Raw genomic sequence first — 18,921 nt, 5'->3', positions numbered from 1 at the left:
CGGTGAACCCCAGCTTCCATTCATCCGATAGCCTCTGCCGACGTGCCGCCGCCCCACGAGGCGTCCCGTCCGGAGTCAGTCCGGACTTCGTTACAAGGAGTGAGTTCGTCTGCCGACCGTCATCCTCACCGGCCTGCCGGTCCCCGGATCACCGCTCGCTGACGAGCTGCGCTCACTCGGCTTCGAGGTCCGCCCCGCCGCCGGTCCCCAGGAGGCCGCCGCCGCCCTCGCCGCCGTACCCGCCGACCAGCGGGTGGCCGTCGTGGACAGCGCCTTCGTCGGGCACGTGCACGCGCTGCGCCTCGCGCTGACCGACCCGCGCTTCGACGCCTGCGCCGTCCCCGGCGCCCTCGCCGTCCAGTCCGGCGCCCGCGAGGCACTCGAGGAGGCCGCCGCCACACCGGGTGACGGCGCTGTCCCCTACGCCGACCGGCTCGCCGCCGCGGTGGAGTCCTCCGGGACCGCCGTCCAGCGCCCCGAGCTCGGCACCCTCGTCGCCACCGTCCCCGCCACCCCGGCGGACCGGGACGCGGCCGTCGCCGCCGTCGCCGCCGTCGACGAGGAGGCCGTACGCCTGCGGACCGCCGTGAAGTCCCGCGACGGGTTCTTCACCACCTTCTTCATCAGCCCGTACTCGCGCTACATCGCCCGCTGGTGCGCGCGCCGCGGCCTGACCCCCAACCAGGTCACCACCGCCTCGCTGATCACCGCGCTGATCGCGGCCGGCTGCGCCGCCACCGGCGACCGCCGGGGCTACGCCGCGGCCGGTGTGCTGCTCCTCTTCTCCTTCGTCCTGGACTGCACCGACGGCCAGCTGGCCCGCTACTCGCTCCAGTACTCGACGATGGGCGCCTGGCTCGACGCGACCTTCGACCGGGCCAAGGAGTACGCCTTCTACGCGGGCCTCGCGCTCGGCGCCGCCCGCGGCGGCGACGACGTATGGGCGCTGGCGCTCGGCGCGATGATCCTCATGACCTGCCGGCACGTCGTGGACTTCTCCTTCAACGAGGCCAACCACGACGCGACGGCAAACACCAGCCCCACGGCCGCCCTGTCCGACAAGCTCGACAGCGTCGGCTGGACGGTCTGGGTCCGCCGCATGATCATCCTTCCGATCGGTGAGCGCTGGGCGATGATCGCGGTCCTGACCGCCGTCACCACCCCCCGGACCGTGTTCTACGCCCTGCTCATCGGCTGCGCCTTCGGCGCGCTCTACACCACCGCCGGGCGGGTCCTGCGCTCCCTGACCCGCAAGGCGACCCGTACCGACCGGGCCGCCCAGGCCCTGTACGACCTCACCGACTCCGGTCCCCTCGCCGAGCTCCCGCGCCGCCTGCTGGGGGGCCGCGGGCCCGCCGCGAGCTCCGTGTGGATCGCGGCCTTCGCCGCCGTCGGCCTCGTCGGGTTCGCCCTGAGCCGCCCGTACGGGGACCCGACGCTGATCGCGGCCGCCGCGCTCTACGCCGTGGCCGCCGGCGAGGCCGTCTCGCGACCCCTCAAGGGCGCGCTGGACTGGCTGATCCCGCCGCTGTTCCGGGCCGCCGAGTACGTCACGGTCCTCGTGCTCGCCGCCAAGGCGGACGTCCCCGGGGCCCTTCCGGCGGCATTCGGCCTGATCGCGGCGGTCGCCTACCATCACTACGACACGGTGTACCGCATTCGCGGCGGCACCGGCGCGCCCCCGCACTGGCTGGTGCGGACGAGCGGCGGCCACGAGGGCCGGGTCCTGGTGACCACGGTGCTGGCCGCCGTCCTCGCGACGCGCGCATCGGACTTCCCCGTCGCGCTCACGGCCATGGCCGTGACCGTGGCACTCGTGGTGCTCGTGGAGAGCATCCGCTTCTGGGTCTCCTCCGGAGCACCCGCCGTACATGACGAAGGAGAACCAGCATGATCGGCCTTGTACTCGCTGCCGGTGCCGGACGCCGTCTGCGTCCCTACACCGACACCCTGCCCAAGGCCCTCGTGCCCGTCGGTCCCGAGGGCCAGGAGGAGAGCCTGACGGTCCTCGACCTGACGCTCGGCAACTTCGCCGAGGTCGGCCTCACCGAGGTCGCCATCGTCGTCGGCTACCGCAAGGAAGCGGTCTACGAGCGCCGCGAGGCCCTGGAGGCCAAGTACGGCGTCAAGATCACGCTGATCGACAACGACAAGGCCGAGGAGTGGAACAACGCCTACTCCCTGTGGTGCGCGCGTGACGTCCTCAAGCAGGGCGTGATCCTCGCCAACGGCGACACCGTCCACCCGGTGTCCGTCGAGAAGACCCTGCTCGCCGCCCGCGGCAACGGGCAGAAGATCATCCTCGCCCTCGACACGGTCAAGAACCTGGCCGACGAGGAGATGAAGGTCGTCACCGCCGACGGCCAGGGCGTCCGGAAGATCACCAAGCTGATGGACCCGGCCGACGCGACCGGCGAGTACATCGGTGTCACCCTCATCGAGGCCGAGGCCGCCGAGCAGCTGGCCGACGCGCTGAAGACCACCTTCGAGCGCGACCCCGACCTCTACTACGAGGACGGCTACCAGCAGCTCGTCAACGACGGCTTCACCATCGACGTGGCGCCCATCGGCGACGTCAAGTGGGTGGAGATCGACAACCACGACGACCTCGCCAAGGGCCGGACGATCGCATGCCAGTACTGACGAGGCTCATCCCCTCGCCCGTCGTCGTCGACATCGCCAGCGGAGCGATGGACGACCTGGCCGGCCTCCTGGCCGACCAGCGGATCTCCGCGTCCGGCAAGCTGGCGATCGCGATCAGCGGGGGCTCGGGCGTCGCGCTGCGCGCCAAGCTCGAGCCCGTGCTGCCGCACGCCGACTGGTACGCCGTGGTCGACGGCACCATCGACTCCGCCGTCAAGCTGGCCGACGACATAAAGGGCCGCCGCTACGACGCCGTCGTGGGCCTGGGCGGCGGCAAGATCATCGACGTGGCGAAGTACGCCGCGGCGCGGGTCGGGCTGCCCATGGTGGCCGTCGCCACCAACCTCTCGCACGACGGCATCTGCTCGCCGGTGTCCATCCTGGACAACGACAACGGCCGCGGCTCCTACGGCGTGCCCACGCCGATCGCCATGGTGATCGACCTCGACGTGATCAAGGAAGCCCCGGTGCGGTTCATCCGCGCCGGCATCGGCGACGCGATCTCCAACATCTCGGCGATCGCCGACTGGGAGCTCTCGCACAAGGTCACCGGCGAGCCCGTCGACGGCCTGGCCGCCGCCATGGCCCGTACCGCGGGCGAGTCCGTACTGCGCCACCCCGGCGGATGCGGTGACGACGAGTTCCTCACCGTGCTCTCCGAGGCGCTGGTCCTTTCCGGCATCGCCATGTCGATCAGCGGGGACTCCCGCCCGTCGTCCGGCGCCTGCCACGAGATCAGCCACGCCTTCGACCTGCTCTACCCGGGGCGCTCCGCGCTCCACGGCGAGCAGGTCGGCATCGGCGCCGCCTTCGCGATGCACCTGCGCGGAGCCGACGAGCAGTCCGGGCTCTTCATCGAGGTACTGCGCCGGCACGGCCTGCCGGTGACCCCGGAGGAGATCGGCTTCAGCATCGACGAGTTCGTCACGGCCGTCGAGTACGCCCCGCAGACCCGCCCGGGACGCTTCACGATCCTGGAGCACCTCAACCTGTCCGCCGCCGAGATCAGGGACGCTTACGCCGACTATGCCAAGACCATCCGTAGCTGAACTCCGGCCCGTCGTTCACCCGGCGGGCGTGAAGGACCGGGTCAGCGGCGAGCACTGGGGCGGTCGCCTCTACATGCGCGAGATCTCCCTGCGCATCACCCGCTACCTGGTCACCACCAAGGTCACGCCGAACCAGCTGACCTACCTGATGACGCTCGCCGGCGTGCTCGCGGCACCCGCCCTGCTGGTGCCGGGCGTCTGGGGCGCCGTCCTCGGCGTGGTCGCGGTCCAGCTGTACCTGCTGCTCGACTGCGTCGACGGCGAGGTCGCCCGCTGGAAGAAGCAGTTCTCGCTGTCCGGCGTGTACCTGGACCGGGTCGGCGCCTACCTGTGCGACGCGGCGGTGCTGGTCGGCTTCGGCCTGCGCGCCGCCGACCTGTGGGGCGGCGGCCGGATCGACTGGCTGTGGGCCTTCCTGGGCACCCTCGCGGCGCTCGGCGCGATCCTGATCAAGGCCGAGACCGACCTGGTCGGTGTCGCCCGCCACCAGGCCGGCAAGCCCGTGGTCAAGGACGCCGCGGCCGAGCCGCGCTCGTCCGGCATGGCGCTCGCCCGCCGGGCCGCCGCCGCGCTCAAGTTCCACCGCCTCGTCCTCGGCATCGAGGCGTCCCTGCTCATCCTGGTGCTGGCCGTCGTGGACCAGCTCCGCGGCGACCTGTTCTTCTCCCGGATCGGTGTCGCCGTCCTCGCCGCCATCGCGCTGCTGCAGACCGTGCTGCACCTGGTGTCGATCCTGGCCTCGAGCAGGCTCAAGTGAGTGCGCCGATGCGGCTGGGCGCCGTGATCATCACCATGGGCAACCGGCCCGACGAGCTCAAGGCGCTCCTCGACTCGGTCGCCCGCCAGGACGGCGACCCCGTCGAGGTGGTCGTGGTGGGCCAGGGCGTCAAGGTCTCGGGCGTGACGGACCTGCCGCCCGGTGTCCGTACCGTCGACCTTCCCGAGAACCTGGGCATTCCCGGCGGGCGCAACGTCGGCATCGAGGCCTTCGGTCCCGGCGGCAGCGAGGTCGACGCCCTGCTCTTCCTGGACGACGACGGCCTGCTGGAGCGGACGGACACCGCCGAGCTGTGCCGGCAGGCCTTCGCGGAGGACCCGGAGCTCGGGATCGTCAGCTTCCGGATCGCCGACCCTGAGACCGGTATCACGCAGCGCCGGCACGTGCCGCGGCTGCGCGCCTCCGACCCGATGCGCTCCTCGCGGGTGACCACCTTCCTGGGCGGCGCCAACGCGGTCCGTACGAAGGTGTTCGAGCAGGTCGGGCCGCTGCCGGGCGAGTTCTTCTACGCGCACGAGGAGACCGATCTGGCCTGGCGGGCGCTCGACGCCGGGTGGCTGATCGACTACCGCGCGGACATGGTGCTGCTGCATCCGACGACGGCCCCCTCCCGGCACGCGGTCTACCACCGTATGGTGGCCCGTAACCGGGTGTGGCTCGCCCGCCGCAACCTGCCCGCCGTGCTGGTCCCGGCCTACCTGGGCGTCTGGCTCCTGCTGACGCTCCTGCGCAGGCCTTCGGTGCCGGCGCTCAAGGCCTGGTTCGGCGGATTCCGGGAGGGGTGGACCACTCCCTGCGGTCCCCGCCGTCCCATGAGATGGCGGACGGTCTGGCGGTTGACCCGCCTGGGCCGACCTCCTGTCATCTGACCAGCCCGCGTCTGGGAACATGGCGCGATCACGGGCTTCGCGCCACCAGCCTGATGCCCTTCCTGTCGCATCTTGAAGACGAAAGTTTCAACTTGTGAGTGACACAACCCACGACGGCGCCCTCGCCACGAGCAGGCCGCCGTCCGTAGACGCGGGGCTGAGTCCCGCGGAGCTCGCCAGGAAGTACGGCCTCTCCGTGAGCGGCGCCCGGCCCGGTCTGGTCGAGTACGTGCGGCAGCTCTGGGGCCGGCGCCAGTTCATCATGGCCTTCTCGCGGGCCAAGCTGCTCGCGCAGTACAGCCAGGCGAAGCTCGGCCAGGTGTGGCAGGTGGCGACCCCGCTGCTGAACGCGGCCGTGTACTGGCTGATCTTCGGCGTGATCCTCGGCGCGGGCCGGGAGATGCCCTCGGGCGTCTACGTCCCGTTCCTGATGATGGGCATCTTCATCTTCACCTTCACCCAGAGCTCGGTGATGGCGGGTGTCCGGGCGATCTCCGGGAACCTCGGGCTGGTGCGGGCGCTGCACTTCCCGCGGGCCTCCCTGCCGGTGTCGTTCTCGCTGCAGCAGCTCCAGCAGCTGATGTACTCGATGGTCGTCGTCTTCGTGATCGCCGTCAGCTTCGGCAACTACCCGCGCCTGTCCTGGCTGCTGGTGATCCCGACGCTGGCGCTGCAGTTCGTCTTCAACACCGGCCTCGCCATGATCTTCGCGCGGATGGGCTCCAAGACCCCCGACCTGGCGCAGCTGATGCCGTTCGTGATGCGCACGTGGATGTACGCCTCCGGGGTCATGTTCCCGATCGGGATCTACCTCAAGGACCAGCCGCAGTGGATCAGCGACGTGCTGCTGTGGAACCCGGTGGCGATCTACATGGACCTCATCCGGTTCGCGCTGATCGACGACTACGGCAGCAGCAACCTGCCCCCGCACGTCTGGCTCTTCGCAGTGGGCTGGGCCGCCGTGATCGGCCTCGGCGGCTTCGTGTACTTCTGGAAGTCTGAGGAGCGTTACGGCCGTGGCTGACCACACCCAGGGGCGTGTCCCCACCGTGATCGCGGACGACGTGCACATCGTCTACCGGGTCAACACCGGCAGCGCCGGCAAGGGCGCGGCCACCGCCGCGCTCAGCAAGATAATCCGCCGGGGCAAGGGCGACGCGCCGGGCGTGCGCCGGGTCCACGCCGTGCGCGGGGTCTCCTTCACCGCGTACCGGGGCGAGGCGATCGGCCTCATCGGTTCGAACGGCTCCGGCAAGTCCACGCTGCTGCGGGCCATCGCGGGCCTGCTGCCCTGCGAGGCCGGCAAGGTCTACACCGACGGCCAGCCCTCGCTGCTGGGCGTCAACGCGGCCCTGATGAACGACCTCACCGGCGAGCGCAACGTCGTCCTCGGCGGTCTGGCGATGGGCATGAGCCGCGAGCAGATCAAGGAGCGCTACCAGAGCATCGTCGACTTCTCGGGGATCAACGAGAAGGGCGACTTCATCTCCCTGCCGATGCGCACCTACTCCTCCGGCATGGCGGCGCGCCTGCGCTTCTCCATCGCGGCGGCCAAGGACCACGACGTCCTGATGATCGACGAGGCCCTGGCCACCGGTGACCGCAGCTTCCAGGTGCGTTCCGAGAACCGCATCCGCGAACTGCGGGAGAAGGCCGGCACGGTCTTCCTGGTGAGCCACAACAACAAGTCCATCCGCGACACCTGCGACCGGGTGCTGTGGCTGGAAAAGGGCGAGCTCCTGATGGACGGGCCCACGGAGGAAGTCGTCTCGGCCTACGAGAAGGCCTCCAACGGCTGACCGCGGGACGGCCGCCGGGCCGGCCCGCCGGTCGACACGCCGAGGCCCCCGCCGCGATGAGCGGCGGGGGCCTCGGCGTGTCCCGGCGTGCGGGCCGCTGTCGGACCGTCACCTGCGGCGGCGGCAAGCGGGTCGGCACGCGCGGCGGCGCGGGGTGGCGCGGGGCGGCAGCGGGGCGGCGACATTCGGGGGCGCGGCGCATACCCGAGCGGTCCCGGCGACGTTGTACAGCGTAAGCTGAAGCAGTCCTGAATCGCGGCAAGAGGGGACGATTCCCCGCAGGTGAACGGCCTGGCGCAGGCCCGGGGAATCCCAGGCGGCGTGTCCGAAATAGGATGTATTGGGTCGGCAGTGTAGAACGGGAGATGTGACGGCAATGGCTACGGGAATTCTCCGGCCCCCAGGCGCGACGGCCGTCCCCGCCCCGGGCGGCGGGCGGTGACCGCGGGGGACGGCATCCGCCCCCGGTCCGACACGGTCCACGCACGCGCCACCCTCGGCAAGGCCGCCGCGGAGAACTTCCCCGTGGCCCCCGCGTTCCTTCCCCGCGCCTGGCGGGACGGCCTGATGGCGGTCTACGGGTACGCCCGCCTCGTCGACGACATCGGCGACGGAGACCTGGCCCCCGGCGGACGCGACGCCGTGCTCCTCGGCCTCGAACCCGCCGCGGTGGACGACCGGCTCGCCATGCTCGACGCCTTCGAGGCCGACCTGCGGCGCGTGTTCGGCGGCAGCGACGGTCCGCCGCGCCACCCGCTGATGCAGGCCCTCCAGCCCGTCGTGCGCGCCCACCGGCTCACCCCCGAGCCGTTCCTCGGACTCATCGAGGCCAACCGCCAGGACCAGCGGGTCGCGCGCTACGAGACGTACGGGAAGCTCCTCGGCTACTGCGAGCTCTCCGCCAACCCGGTCGGCCGCCTCGTGCTCGCCCTCACCGGCACCGCCACCCCCGAGCGGATCCGCCGCTCGGACGCGGTGTGCACGGCCCTGCAGATCGTCGAGCACATCCAGGACGTGGCCGAGGACCTCGGCCGGGACCGGATCTACCTGCCCACCGAGGACATGCGGCGCTTCCACGTCGCCGAGACCGACCTCAAGGCCCCGTCCGCCGGCGCGTCCGTACGCGCCCTGATCGCATACGAAACCGAACGCGCGCGGGAGCTGCTGAATGAAGGCACCCCCCTCGTGGGTAGCGTGCACGGCAGGCTCCGGCTGCTGCTCGCGGGCTTCGTGGGAGGGGGACGTGCCGCCCTGAGAGCCGTCACCGCCGCCGGCTTCGACGTACTGCCCGGCCCTCCCAAGCCCACCAAGAGCGGCCTGATCCGCGAGGTGGCCGCCGTCCTGCGCTCTGCGCCGAGAAAGGGGTGAGCCCCACCGTGGAGGGCCCCACACACGTGTCCGCGCCGGTCCTGGCGGCGTACGGCTACTGCGAGGCCGTCACCGGATCGCAGGCGCGCAACTTCGCGTACGGCATCCGGCTGCTGCCCACCGACAAGCGGCAGGCGATGTCCGCGCTCTACGCCTTCTCCCGGCGGGTCGACGACATCGGCGACGGCGCGCTGGCGCCCGGGGCGAAGCTGGCCCGGCTCGAGGAGACCCGCGCCCTGCTCGGGCGGATCCGCGCCGAGGAGGTCGACGAGGACGACACCGACCCCGTCGCCGTCGCCCTCGCGCACGCCGCGCGCCGCTTCCCGATCCCGCTCGGCGGCCTCGACGAACTCATCGACGGCGTCCTGATGGACGTGCGCGGCGAGACGTACGAGACCTGGGAAGACCTCAAGGCCTACTGCCGGTGCGTGGCCGGGGCCATCGGCCGGCTCTCGCTGGGCGTGTTCGGCACCGCCCCCGGAGTCCCCGACTCTGCGCGCGCCGCCGAGTACGCCGACACGCTCGGCCTCGCCCTGCAACTCACCAACATCCTGCGGGACGTTCGCGAGGACGCGGCCAACGGGCGCACCTACCTGCCCGCCGAGGACCTCGCCAAATTCGGCTGCTCCGAAGGCTTCCACGGCGACCGGGCCCCCGAGGGCTCCGACTTCGCCGGGCTGATCCACCACGAAGTGCGGCGCGCCCGGGCGCTGTTCGCCGAGGGCTACCGGCTGCTGCCGATGCTCGACCGGCGCAGCGGCGCCTGCGTGGCCGCCATGGCCGGCATCTACCGGCGCCTCCTCGACCGCATCGAGCGGGAGCCGGAGGCGGTCCTGCGCGGCCGCGTCTCGCTGCCGCCGCACGAGAAGGCGTACGTCGCCGTGCGCGGCCTGTCCGGGCTCGACGCGCGGACCATCTCCCGCCAGACCACCCGGAGGCGGCCCTGATGCCCCCGGCCACCCGGCCCGCGGCCCCGCCCGGTGCCCTCGCCGCGGCCTCGGTCGGTCTGCTCGCCGCGGCCCCGGCCGGTGCCCTCGCCGTGGCCCCCCGCCGGGCCGGCGCGGGCGCAGGCGCGTCCGGTGCTCCGGGGACACGCCCGCGCGCGCTCGCGGCGTGCGCAGCCGCCGCCCCGCACCCGCGCCCGGCGGGCCGTCCGGAGCGGGGCCCCGCCCCCCGGGCAACCCGCGCGCGGACGGGCGCGTCTCTTCCGGCGGGCTCCGGCCGCGCCGGGCACGGGCCGGTCCCGCCCCAGCGGCACCGGCCGACCGGCCCTGAAGGCCACCGCACCACCACCGGGGAGGACGCATGAGCGACAACGGCAACCGCGCGGTCGTCATCGGCGGGGGACTGGCCGGCGTCACCACCGCGCTCGAACTCGCCGACGCCGGGCTCCGCGTGACCCTGCTGGAAGGCCGGCCGCGGCTCGGCGGCCTCGCGTTCTCGTTCAAGCGCGGCGAACTCACCGTGGACAACGGGCAGCACGTCTACCTGCGCTGCTGCACCGCCTACCGGTGGTTCCTCGACCGCGTCGACGGCGCCGCCCTCGCGCCCCTCCAGGACCGGCTCGACGTACCCGTGCTCGACGTCGCGCACGCCAAGGGCCCGCGCCTCGGCCGGCTGCGCCGCAGCGCCCTGCCCGTGCCCCTGCACCTGGCCGGATCGCTGGCCCGCTACCCGCACCTGTCCCTCGCCGAGCGCGTGAGCGTCGGCCGCGCCGCCCTCGCGCTGCGCCGGCTCGACCCCGCCGACCCGGCACTGGACGGCCTGGACTTCGCGACCTGGCTCGGCCGCTACGGCCAGTCCCCCCGGGCCATCGAGGCCCTGTGGGACCTCGTCGGCATCGCGACCCTCAACGCCACCGCCGCACACTCCTCGCTCGGCCTGGCCGCCATGGTCTTCAAGACCGGCCTGCTCTCCGAGAACGGCGCCGCCGACATCGGCTGGGCCCGGGTACCCCTCGGCGACCTGCACGACACGCTCGCCCGCAAGGCGCTCGACGCGGCCGGCGTACGGACCGAACTGCGCACCCGGGTCACCGCGGTCACCCGTACCCCCGAGGGGAACTGGCGGGTCGACACCGACGAGGAGTCGTTCGACGCCGCCACCGTCGTCCTCGCCGTCCCGCAGCGCGAGGCGCACGGACTGCTCCCGGCGGGGGCACTCGCCGACCGCGACAAGCTGCTCGACATCGGCACCGCGCCGATCCTCAACGTGCACGTCGTGTACGACCGCAAGGTGCTCAAGCAGCCCTTCTTCGCGGCGCTCGGCTCCCCCGTGCAGTGGGTCTTCGACCGCACCGACTCCTCCGGGCTCCCCGACGGCGGCCAGTACCTGGCCCTGTCCCAGTCCGTCGCGCAGGACGACATCGACGAGCCCGTCTCCGTCCTGCGCGCCAAGTACCTGCCCGAGCTGGAGCGGCTGCTGCCCGCCGCGCGCGGCGCCAAGGTACGGGACTTCTTCGTCACCCGGGAGCGGACGGCCACCTTCGCCCCCACACCCGGCGTGGGCCGGCTGCGCCCCGGGGCGCGGACCGACACGCCGGGGCTGTATCTGGCCGGTGCGTGGACTGCCACCGGCTGGCCCGCGACCATGGAGAGCGCCGTCCGGAGCGGCCTGAGCGCGGCACACGCCGCGCTCGCCGCGCTCGGCCGCCCCCGCGAACACCCTCTGCAGGAGGCGGCATGACGACCATCAGCACGACCGCAGCACCCACAGGAACAAGAGGAGAGCCAGTGAACCCGGGGAATCCGGCTGTCGAGAACACGGATGCCGGTGCGGGCACCGCCGGAGCGGGTAGGGAGAAGGCGGACACCGTCGCCCTGCTGGAGCGCGGCCGTACGCTGTCTACCCCCGCGCTCCGGGCCGCCGTGGACCGCCTCGCCTCGCCCATGGACACCGTCGCCGCCTACCACTTCGGCTGGATCGACGCCCAGGGCAACCCCGCGGACGGCGACGGCGGCAAGGCCGTCCGGCCCGCCCTCGCGCTGCTCTCCGCCGAGGCCGCGGGAGTCGCCGCCGAGGTCGGCATCCCGGGCGCCGTCGCCGTCGAGCTCGTGCACAACTTCTCGCTGCTGCACGACGACCTGATGGACGGCGACGAGCAGCGCCGCCACCGCGACACGGTGTGGAAGGTGCACGGACCGGCCCTGGCGATCCTGGTCGGCGACGCGCTCTTCGCCCTCGCCAACGAGGTGCTGCTGGAGCTGGGCACCGTCGAGGCGGGCCGCGCGGCGCGCCGGCTGACCACCGCCAGCCGCAAGCTCATCGACGGCCAGGCCCAGGACATCTCCTACGAGCACCGCGAGCGCGTCAGCGTCGAGGAGTGCCTGGAAATGGAGGGCAACAAGACGGGCGCGCTGCTCGCCTGCGCGGTCTCCATCGGCGCGGTGCTCGGCGGCGCCGACGACCGCACGGCCGACAAGCTCGAGGAGTACGGCTACCACTTGGGCCTCGCCTTCCAGGCCGTGGACGACCTGCTCGGCATCTGGGGCGACCCGGACTCCACCGGCAAGCAGACCTGGAGCGACCTGCGCCAGCGCAAGAAGTCCCTGCCGGTGGTCGCCGCCCTCGCCGCCGAGGGGCCCGCCGCCGAGGAACTCGCCCAGCTGCTCGCCGCCGACGCCAAGAGCAACGACTTCGAGAACTTCTCGGAGGAGGAGTTCGCGGCCCGCGCGGCGCTCATCGAGGCGGCCGGCGGACGCCAGTGGACCGCCGACGAGGCGCGCCGCCAGCACGCGGTGGCGATCAAGGCCCTGGACGGCGTGGACATGCCCCGGCGGGTGCGCGACCAGCTGGTGGCCCTGGCCGACTTCGTCGTCGTGCGCAAGAGGTGAACGCCGCACGGAAGCTGATATGACTCGCGAGTCGCCGGCCGACGCCGCCACCCCCCACTGAGGGGGCGCGCGTCGGCCGACGGCAGACCCCAGCACAGCAGAGGACCGACTGCACGAAGGGGAAGCCATGACAGCGACGACCGACGGCAGCGCGGAGAGCGCTGGCGCTGACAGCGACACCACCCCGGGCACTGCGCTGCCCGGCCCGGCGGCCGAGTACGGACCACCGGGCCCGCCCGGAGCGGGGGGCGCGCTCGCCGTCCGCCCGGCGGCCGAACCGGGCCCGCCCAGGGCATCCGCCCTGACGGCCCCGCCGGACGCGCCGGACGGCGGCCCGGGCGGGGCCCGTACCGCCACCGCGGACCTTCCCGCACCGCCGGACGGCGCCCGGCGGGAGGTGTACGAGGCCGCCGCGCGGGCGACCCGGCACCTGCTCGCGCGGCAGGACGCCGAGGGGTGGTGGAAGGGCGACCTGGAGACCAACGTCACCATGGACGCCGAGGACTTGCTGCTGCGGCAGTTCCTCGGGATCCGGGACGAGGCCACCACCCGCGCCGCGGCCCTCTTCATCCGCGGCGAGCAGCGGGACGACGGCACCTGGGCCACCTTCCACGGCGGTCCCCCCGAACTCTCCGCCACCATCGAGGCGTACGTGGCCCTGCGCCTGGCCGGTGACGCGCCCGACGCCCCGCACATGGCCCGCGCGTCGGCCTGGATCCGGGCCCACGGCGGGATCGCCGCCGCCCGCGTCTTCACCCGCATCTGGCTGGCCCTCTTCGGCTGGTGGAAGTGGGACCACCTCCCCGAACTCCCGCCCGAGCTGGTGTTCCTGCCGCCCTGGGTGCCGCTGAACATCTACGACTTCGGCTGCTGGGCCCGCCAGACCATCGTCCCCCTCACGATCGTCTCCGCGCTGCGCCCCGTCCGCCCGGCCCCCTTCGCCCTCGACGAGCTGCACACCGACGCCCGGGTGCCCCACCCCGCCAAGCGACTCGCCCCGCTGGCCAGTTGGGACGGAGCCTTCCAGCGGATGGACAAGGCCCTGCACGTCTACCGGCGGTTCGCCCCGCGCCGGCTGCGCAAGGCGGCCATGGCCTCCGCCGCCCGCTGGATCGTCGAACGCCAGGAGAACGACGGCTGCTGGGGCGGCATCCAGCCGCCCGCCGTGTACTCGGTCATCGCCCTCCACCTGCTCGGCTACGACCTCGGGCACCCGGTGATGCGCGCCGGACTGGAATCCCTCGACCGGTTCGCGGTGTGGCGCGAGGACGGCGCCCGGATGATCGAGGCCTGCCAGTCCCCGGTCTGGGACACCTGCCTCGCCGCGATCGCCCTGGCCGACGCGGGCCTGCGCCCCGACCACCCGGCGCTGGTCAAGGCCGCCGACTGGATGCTCGGCGAGGAGATCACGCGCACCGGGGACTGGGCGGTGCGGCGGCCCGGACTCGCCCCCGGGGGCTGGGCGTTCGAGTTCCACAACGACACCTACCCCGACATCGACGACACCGCCGAGGTCGTCCTCGCGCTGCGCCGCATCAAGCACCCCGACCCGGCCCGGGTCGAGGCGGCCATCGCCCGCGGGGTGTCCTGGAACCTCGGCATGCAGTCGAAGAACGGCGCCTGGGGCGCCTTCGACGCCGACAACACCAGCCCCTTCCCGAACCGGCTGCCCTTCTGCGACTTCGGCGAGGTCATCGACCCGCCCTCGGCCGACGTCACCGCCCACGTGGTGGAGATGCTCGCCTTCGAGGGCAAGGCCGGTGACGCGCGGACCCGGCGCGGCATCGCCTGGCTGCTCGCGGAACAGGAGCCGGACGGAGCCTGGTTCGGCCGCTGGGGCACCAACTACGTCTACGGCACCGGCTCGGTGGTCCCGGCCCTGACCGCCGCCGGCATCGCCCCGGCGCATCCCGCCATCCGGCGGGCCGTGCGCTGGCTGGAATCCGTACAGAACGAGGACGGCGGGTGGGGCGAGGACCAGCGCTCCTACAAGGACCGGTCGTGGGCGGGCAAGGGCGCCTCGACCCCCTCGCAGACGGCGTGGGCGCTGATGGCGCTGCTGTCCGCGGGCGAGCGCGACGGCAAGGCCGTCGCGCGGGGCATCGCCTACCTGGTGCGGACCCAGCAGGAGGACGGCTCCTGGGACGAGCCCTACTTCACGGGAACCGGCTTCCCCTGGGACTTCTCCATCAACTACCACCTGTACCGGCAGGTGTTCCCGCTCACCGCGCTCGGCCGCTACCTGCACGGGGAACCGTTCGCGCCCGCCGGGGGATCCTGATGTCCGCCGCCCCGGGGGACAGGGCCGCGCCTCCCGGCCCGCTGCTGGTGGCCTGCGCGCTGCGCATCGAGCAGACGGCCCTGCGCAGCGCGGGCCGCGGGGACCACGCCCTGCTCCGGACCGGCATGGGCCCGCGCGCCGCCGAGCGGTCCGTCGGCCGGGCGCTGGAGCGGCCCGGCATGGAGCGGGCCGCCGTCCTCGCCACCGGATTCTGCGCGGGACTGGTTCCCGGCATGCACCCCGGCGACCTGGTCGTCGCCGAGGAGACCAGGGACCCGCACGGGGTGGTGGCGTGCACCGGGACCGCCCTGCTCGCCGAGGCACTGGCCCGGGCCGCCCCCGGCCGGACCGTGCACACCGGCGCACTGACCGGATCCGACCACGTCGTCCGCGGCCAGGAGCGCGCGCAGCTGCGCGCCGCCGGCGCCATCGCGGTCGACATGGAGTCCGCGGCCACCCTGTGGGCCGCCACCCGCGGCGACCGCCGCTCCTCGGCGGGCGGACGCCCGGTTGCGGCCGTCCGGGTGATCGTGGACGCTCCGGAGCATGAGCTCGTCCGTATCGGCACCGTCCGCGGTGGAATATCGGCCTTCCGCGTACTGCGTGCCGTACTGCCCGCGTTTTATGACTGGCACCGTTCTTTGCTGCTCCCCAGGAGGTGAGCCAGATGGCCATGCCGCTGCGCCAGACCATCAGGGTCGGGACGTATCTGCTCGAACAGAAGCTCCGCAAGCGTGAGAAGTTCCCGCTGATCGTCGAGCTGGAACCGCTGTACGCCTGCAACCTGGCCTGTGAGGGGTGCGGGAAGATCCAGCACCCGGCCGGGGTGCTCAAGCAGCGCATGCCCGTCGCCCAGGCGGTCGGCGCCGTGCTGGAGTCGGGCGCGCCCATGGTGTCCATCGCGGGCGGAGAGCCCTTGATGCACCCGCAGATTCACGAGATCGTGCGCCAGTTGGTGGCGAAGCGGAAGTATGTATTCCTCTGCACCAACGCGATGCTGCTGCGCAAGAAGATCGAGAAGTTCACCCCGTCCCCGTATTTCGCCTTCGCCGTGCACATCGACGGACTGCGCGAACGGCACGACGAGTCGGTGGCCAAGGAAGGCGTCTTCGACGAGGCCGTCGCGGCCATCAAGGAGGCGAAGAGGCGCGGGTTCCGGGTGACCACGAACTCCACCTTCTTCAACACCGACACCCCGCAGACGATCATCGAGGTGCTCAACTACCTCAATGACGACCTCCGGGTGGACGAGATGATGATCTCGCCCGCCTACGCCTATGAAAAGGCCCCCGACCAGGAGCACTTCCTGGGCGTCGAACAGACCCGCGAACTCTTCAGGAAGGCATTCGCGGGCGGCAACCGCAGGCGCTGGCGGCTCAACCACTCGCCGCTCTTCCTGGACTTCCTGGAAGGAAAGGCCGATTTCCCCTGCACGGCCTGGGCCATTCCGAATTACTCCCTCTTCGGCTGGCAGCGCCCCTGCTACCTGATGAGCGACGGCTACGTGCCGACGTACCGGGAGCTCATCAACGACACCGACTGGAGCAAGTACGGCCGCGGCAAGGACCCGCGCTGCGCGAACTGCATGGCGCACTGCGGGTACGAGCCCACCGCCGTCCTCGCCACCATGGGCTCCCTCAAGGAGTCCCTGCGGGCGGCCCGGGAGACGATCGGCGGGAACCGGGAAGCCTCACGAGGACCGGCGTGACCGCGACGCAGCCGCGGGAGGAGGGCGGCCGGGGCAAGGGCTTCGACCTCGGCGCCCTGCTGGCCGAGCGCGGCGGGGAGCGGTACGAGCTGCACTCCAGGCACCTCAACCACCAACTGCCCCGGATGCTGCACACCATCGGCTTCGACAAGGTCTACCAGCGGGCCGAGGGCGCCCACTTCTGGGACGCCGACGGCAACGACTACCTCGACATGCTCGCCGGGTTCGGCGTGATGGGCCTGGGCCGGCACCACCCGGTGGTCCGCCGCGCCCTGCACGACGTCCTGGACGCCCAGCTCGCCGACCTCACCCGCTTCGACTGCCAGCCGCTGCCCGGGCTGCTGGCCGAGAAGCTGCTCTCGTACAGCCCGCACCTCGACCGGGTCTACTTCGGCAACAGCGGCACCGAGGCGGTGGAGACGGCCCTGAAGTTCGCCCGGTACGCCACCGGGCGGCCCAGGGTCCTCTACTGCGACCACGCCTTCCACGGGCTCACGGCCGGATCGCTCTCGGTGAACGGGGAGGGCGGCTTCCGGGACGGCTTCGCGCCGCTGCTCCCCGACACGAAGATCGCGCTGGGGGACCTGGGCGCCCTGGAGCGCGAGCTCCGCAAGGGGGACGTGGCCGGCTTCGTCGTCGAGCCGATCCAGGGCAAGGGGGTGCTCGCCGCCCCGCCCGGTTTCCTGCTCGCCGCGCAGGACCTGCTGCGCCGCCACAAGGCGCTGCTGATCGCGGACGAGGTGCAGACCGGCCTGGGGCGCACCGGGGACTTCTACGCGTACCAGCACGAGCCGGGCGTGGAGCCCGACCTGGTGTGCGTGGCCAAGGCGCTCTCGGGCGGCTACGTGCCGGTCGGTGCGACCCTCGGCAAGGACTGGATCTTCAAGAAGGTCTACTCGTCCATGGACCGGGTCCTCGTGCACTCCGCGAGCTTCGGCTCCAACGCCCAGGCGATGGCGGCCGGGCTGGCCGTGCTGTCGGTCATGGAGGACGAGCGGCTCGTCGCGCGCGCCCGGGCCATGGGCGATCTGCTGCGCGGGCGGCTCGCGGCCCTGGTGGACGAGTACGAGCTGCTGCACGAGGTGCGGGGGCGCGGGCTGATGATCGGCATCGAGTTCGGCCGGCCGTCCTCGCTCGGGCTGCGCAGCCGGTGGGCCATGCTCCAGGCGGCCCGCAAGGGGCTGTTCGCGCAGATGGTCGTGGTGCCGCTGCTGCAGAAGCACCGGATCCTCACCCAGGTGTCCGGAGACCACCTGGAAGTGATCAAGCTCATTCCGCCGCTGGTCGTGGACGAGCGGGACGTCGACCGGTTCGTCGGCGCCTTCCGCGAGGTCATGGACGAGGCGCACGGCGGCTCGGGGCTCATGTGGGAGTTCGGCAGGACCCTGGTGAAGCAGGCCGTCGGCAACCGGTGACGGCCTGCCGGAGCCCTGCCGCTGCCCTGCCGGGGCGTGCGTGCCGGCGGGCCGGAGGGGTGCTTCGGACGCACCCCTCCGGCACGGGCCCTCAGTCGAGCAGCTGCCCGCGGAGGCGGTCGAGGGCCTGGGGGGTGAGCCCGAGGCCCTGCGCCAGGTAGCGGTCCGCTCCGCCCCAGGTCTCGTCGATGGTGTCGAAGGCCGCGGTCAGGTACTCGGCACGGGCGTCGAAGAGCGGGGCGAGGAGCTCCATCACCTCGGGCGACCGCGCCTCCTGCGCCTGGCTGCTGCGGTGGACCCGGTAGCGGCGGTGCGGAGCGTTCGACTCCAGGTAGTCCGCCACGATCGCCTCGCGCTCCACGCCCAGCGCCAGCAGGACGACGGCGATCGACAGGCCTGCCCGGTCCTTGCCGGCCGCGCAGTGCAGCAGGGCGGGGACGCTGTCCTCGGCGAGGGCGCGCACCACCCGCCCGTGCTCGGCGGTGCGGTGCCGGATGATCGTGCGGTACGACTGCGCCATCCGGGCCGCGCCCTTGCCCTCGCCCAGCACCGAGCGGAGCTGGTCCAGCCCGCCGTCGCGGACCATCTTCCAGAACTCCCGGCCGTCGGCCGGGTCCGAGAGCGGGATGTTGACGTTCCGTACGCCGGGCAGCTCGACGTCCGGCCCCTCCAGGGCGTGGTCGGCGACGTTGCGGAAGTCGAAGATGGTGTGGAGCCCGAGCGATGCGAGGAACTCTGCATCGGTTTCGGTGGCATGTGCCAGATGTCCGCTTCGGAACAGTCGTCCCGGCCTGACCTGTCGCCCGTCAGAAGTCGGCAATCCGCCCACATCGCGGAAATTGCGCACTCCGGACAGTTCCGGCTCCTGTATCCGCTGGGTCAAAGGAACTCCTCCGGTTCATGGTGGGACATCTGTCCGAATTGAGCTGGTTGGCTCCAACTTGCCATATCCGGCGGCGAGATCGGACGCGGCCCCGTGAGCCAGATCATACGGTGACCGTGAGTGCCTGATCGCGAAAGTCGAATGGCCCGGCCGGGGCGGTTGTTGACGGTGTGGAATAGACGGAGGGTGACCGGAATTCCGTCGGTCCCTCATCCCGGTGATTCCTTTGGGGAATTCATGGCTTGTTCCGTACGCCCGGACTCGATTACCTTCGCGATCGATCCGGGTGGACCGC

The 18,921-nt window shown here is 72.3% G+C and carries 16 protein-coding genes; 15 read left to right on the top strand and 1 reads right to left on the bottom strand.

The window, feature by feature from the left end:
* Positions 1 to 109 precede the first annotated feature (109 nt).
* The 15 genes from ACZ6I1_RS10540 (at position 110) to ACZ6I1_RS10470 (ending at position 17,743) form a co-directional block, all read left to right on the top strand.
* Positions 110 to 1,894, top strand: a complete 1,785-nt coding sequence (locus ACZ6I1_RS10540; RefSeq protein ID WP_469285860.1) for a DUF5941 domain-containing protein — start codon at positions 110 to 112, stop codon at positions 1,892 to 1,894.
* The gene (locus ACZ6I1_RS10535; RefSeq protein ID WP_469285395.1) at positions 1,891 to 2,643 is read left to right on the top strand and encodes a phosphocholine cytidylyltransferase family protein; all 753 of its coding nucleotides are present in this window, start codon (positions 1,891 to 1,893) and stop codon (positions 2,641 to 2,643) included. The genes ACZ6I1_RS10540 and ACZ6I1_RS10535 overlap by 4 nt, the downstream gene beginning before the upstream one ends.
* A complete protein-coding gene (locus ACZ6I1_RS10530; RefSeq protein ID WP_469285393.1) occupies positions 2,631 to 3,692 on the top strand; it encodes an iron-containing alcohol dehydrogenase family protein in 1,062 nt (353 codons plus the stop codon). The genes ACZ6I1_RS10535 and ACZ6I1_RS10530 overlap by 13 nt, the downstream gene beginning before the upstream one ends.
* A complete protein-coding gene (locus ACZ6I1_RS10525) occupies positions 3,670 to 4,449 on the top strand; it encodes a CDP-alcohol phosphatidyltransferase family protein (RefSeq protein ID WP_469285391.1) in 780 nt (259 codons plus the stop codon). Before ACZ6I1_RS10530 ends, ACZ6I1_RS10525 begins: the two co-directional genes overlap by 23 nt.
* Before the next feature lie 8 nt (positions 4,450 to 4,457).
* Complete coding sequence (locus ACZ6I1_RS10520) at positions 4,458 to 5,339, top strand: glycosyltransferase family 2 protein (protein ID WP_469285858.1); 882 nt, start codon at positions 4,458 to 4,460, stop codon at positions 5,337 to 5,339.
* A gap of 94 nt (positions 5,340 to 5,433) precedes the next feature.
* The gene (locus ACZ6I1_RS10515; protein WP_469285387.1) at positions 5,434 to 6,363 is read left to right on the top strand and encodes an ABC transporter permease; all 930 of its coding nucleotides are present in this window, start codon (positions 5,434 to 5,436) and stop codon (positions 6,361 to 6,363) included.
* Complete coding sequence (locus tag ACZ6I1_RS10510; RefSeq protein ID WP_469285385.1) at positions 6,356 to 7,138, top strand: ABC transporter ATP-binding protein; 783 nt, start codon at positions 6,356 to 6,358, stop codon at positions 7,136 to 7,138. Before ACZ6I1_RS10515 ends, ACZ6I1_RS10510 begins: the two co-directional genes overlap by 8 nt.
* Positions 7,139 to 7,576: 438 nt before the next feature.
* A complete protein-coding gene (gene hpnC, locus ACZ6I1_RS10505; RefSeq protein WP_469285383.1) occupies positions 7,577 to 8,506 on the top strand; it encodes a squalene synthase HpnC in 930 nt (309 codons plus the stop codon).
* On the top strand, positions 8,503 to 9,453 hold the full coding sequence (hpnD, locus tag ACZ6I1_RS10500) for a presqualene diphosphate synthase HpnD (protein ID WP_469285381.1): 951 nt from the start codon (positions 8,503 to 8,505) through the stop codon (positions 9,451 to 9,453). Before hpnC ends, hpnD begins: the two co-directional genes overlap by 4 nt.
* A gap of 358 nt (positions 9,454 to 9,811) precedes the next feature.
* The gene (gene hpnE / locus ACZ6I1_RS10495; protein WP_469285379.1) at positions 9,812 to 11,191 is read left to right on the top strand and encodes a hydroxysqualene dehydroxylase HpnE; all 1,380 of its coding nucleotides are present in this window, start codon (positions 9,812 to 9,814) and stop codon (positions 11,189 to 11,191) included.
* Positions 11,192 to 11,238: 47 nt separating this feature from the next.
* Entirely contained in the window at positions 11,239 to 12,339 is a 1,101-nt protein-coding gene (locus ACZ6I1_RS10490) for a polyprenyl synthetase family protein (protein ID WP_469285377.1), read from the top strand.
* Between the two features lie 301 nt (positions 12,340 to 12,640).
* A complete protein-coding gene (shc, locus tag ACZ6I1_RS10485) occupies positions 12,641 to 14,620 on the top strand; it encodes a squalene--hopene cyclase (RefSeq protein WP_469285857.1) in 1,980 nt (659 codons plus the stop codon).
* On the top strand, positions 14,620 to 15,282 hold the full coding sequence (locus tag ACZ6I1_RS10480) for a phosphorylase family protein (protein ID WP_469285375.1): 663 nt from the start codon (positions 14,620 to 14,622) through the stop codon (positions 15,280 to 15,282). Before shc ends, ACZ6I1_RS10480 begins: the two co-directional genes overlap by 1 nt.
* 5 nt (positions 15,283 to 15,287) lie before the next feature.
* Positions 15,288 to 16,328 carry an adenosyl-hopene transferase HpnH gene (gene hpnH / locus ACZ6I1_RS10475; RefSeq protein WP_469285373.1) on the top strand — a complete coding sequence of 347 codons (1,041 nt, stop codon included), beginning with the start codon at positions 15,288 to 15,290 and terminating at the stop codon, positions 16,326 to 16,328.
* On the top strand, positions 16,325 to 17,743 hold the full coding sequence (locus tag ACZ6I1_RS10470; RefSeq protein ID WP_469285370.1) for an aspartate aminotransferase family protein: 1,419 nt from the start codon (positions 16,325 to 16,327) through the stop codon (positions 17,741 to 17,743). The genes hpnH and ACZ6I1_RS10470 overlap by 4 nt, the downstream gene beginning before the upstream one ends.
* Positions 17,744 to 17,834: 91 nt before the next feature.
* Here ACZ6I1_RS10470 and ACZ6I1_RS10465 read toward each other — a convergent pair whose 3' ends face one another.
* Positions 17,835 to 18,626: a tyrosine-protein phosphatase gene (locus tag ACZ6I1_RS10465; RefSeq protein WP_469285368.1), complete on the bottom strand. Its 792-nt coding sequence runs from the start codon at positions 18,624 to 18,626 to the stop codon at positions 17,835 to 17,837.
* Between the last annotated feature and the right edge of the window lie 295 nt (positions 18,627 to 18,921).

Source organism: Streptomyces sp. NPDC046303 (assembly GCF_055588085.1).
This window is presented reverse-complemented; position numbering and strand designations above follow the sequence as displayed.

Excerpts from the sequence above, each read along its gene's own strand:
- ACZ6I1_RS10525 (WP_469285391.1), top strand. The coding sequence starts at position 3,670 with ATGCCAAGACCATCCGTAGCTGAACTCCGGCCCGTCGTTCACCCGGCG.
- ACZ6I1_RS10530 (WP_469285393.1), top strand. The coding sequence starts at position 2,631 with ATGCCAGTACTGACGAGGCTCATCCCCTCGCCCGTCGTCGTCGACATC.
- hpnH (WP_469285373.1), top strand. The coding sequence starts at position 15,288 with ATGGCCATGCCGCTGCGCCAGACCATCAGGGTCGGGACGTATCTGCTC.
- ACZ6I1_RS10535 (WP_469285395.1), top strand. The coding sequence starts at position 1,891 with ATGATCGGCCTTGTACTCGCTGCCGGTGCCGGACGCCGTCTGCGTCCC.
- hpnE (WP_469285379.1), top strand. The coding sequence starts at position 9,812 with ATGAGCGACAACGGCAACCGCGCGGTCGTCATCGGCGGGGGACTGGCC.
- ACZ6I1_RS10480 (WP_469285375.1), top strand. The coding sequence starts at position 14,620 with ATGTCCGCCGCCCCGGGGGACAGGGCCGCGCCTCCCGGCCCGCTGCTG.
- ACZ6I1_RS10520 (WP_469285858.1), top strand. The coding sequence starts at position 4,458 with ATGCGGCTGGGCGCCGTGATCATCACCATGGGCAACCGGCCCGACGAG.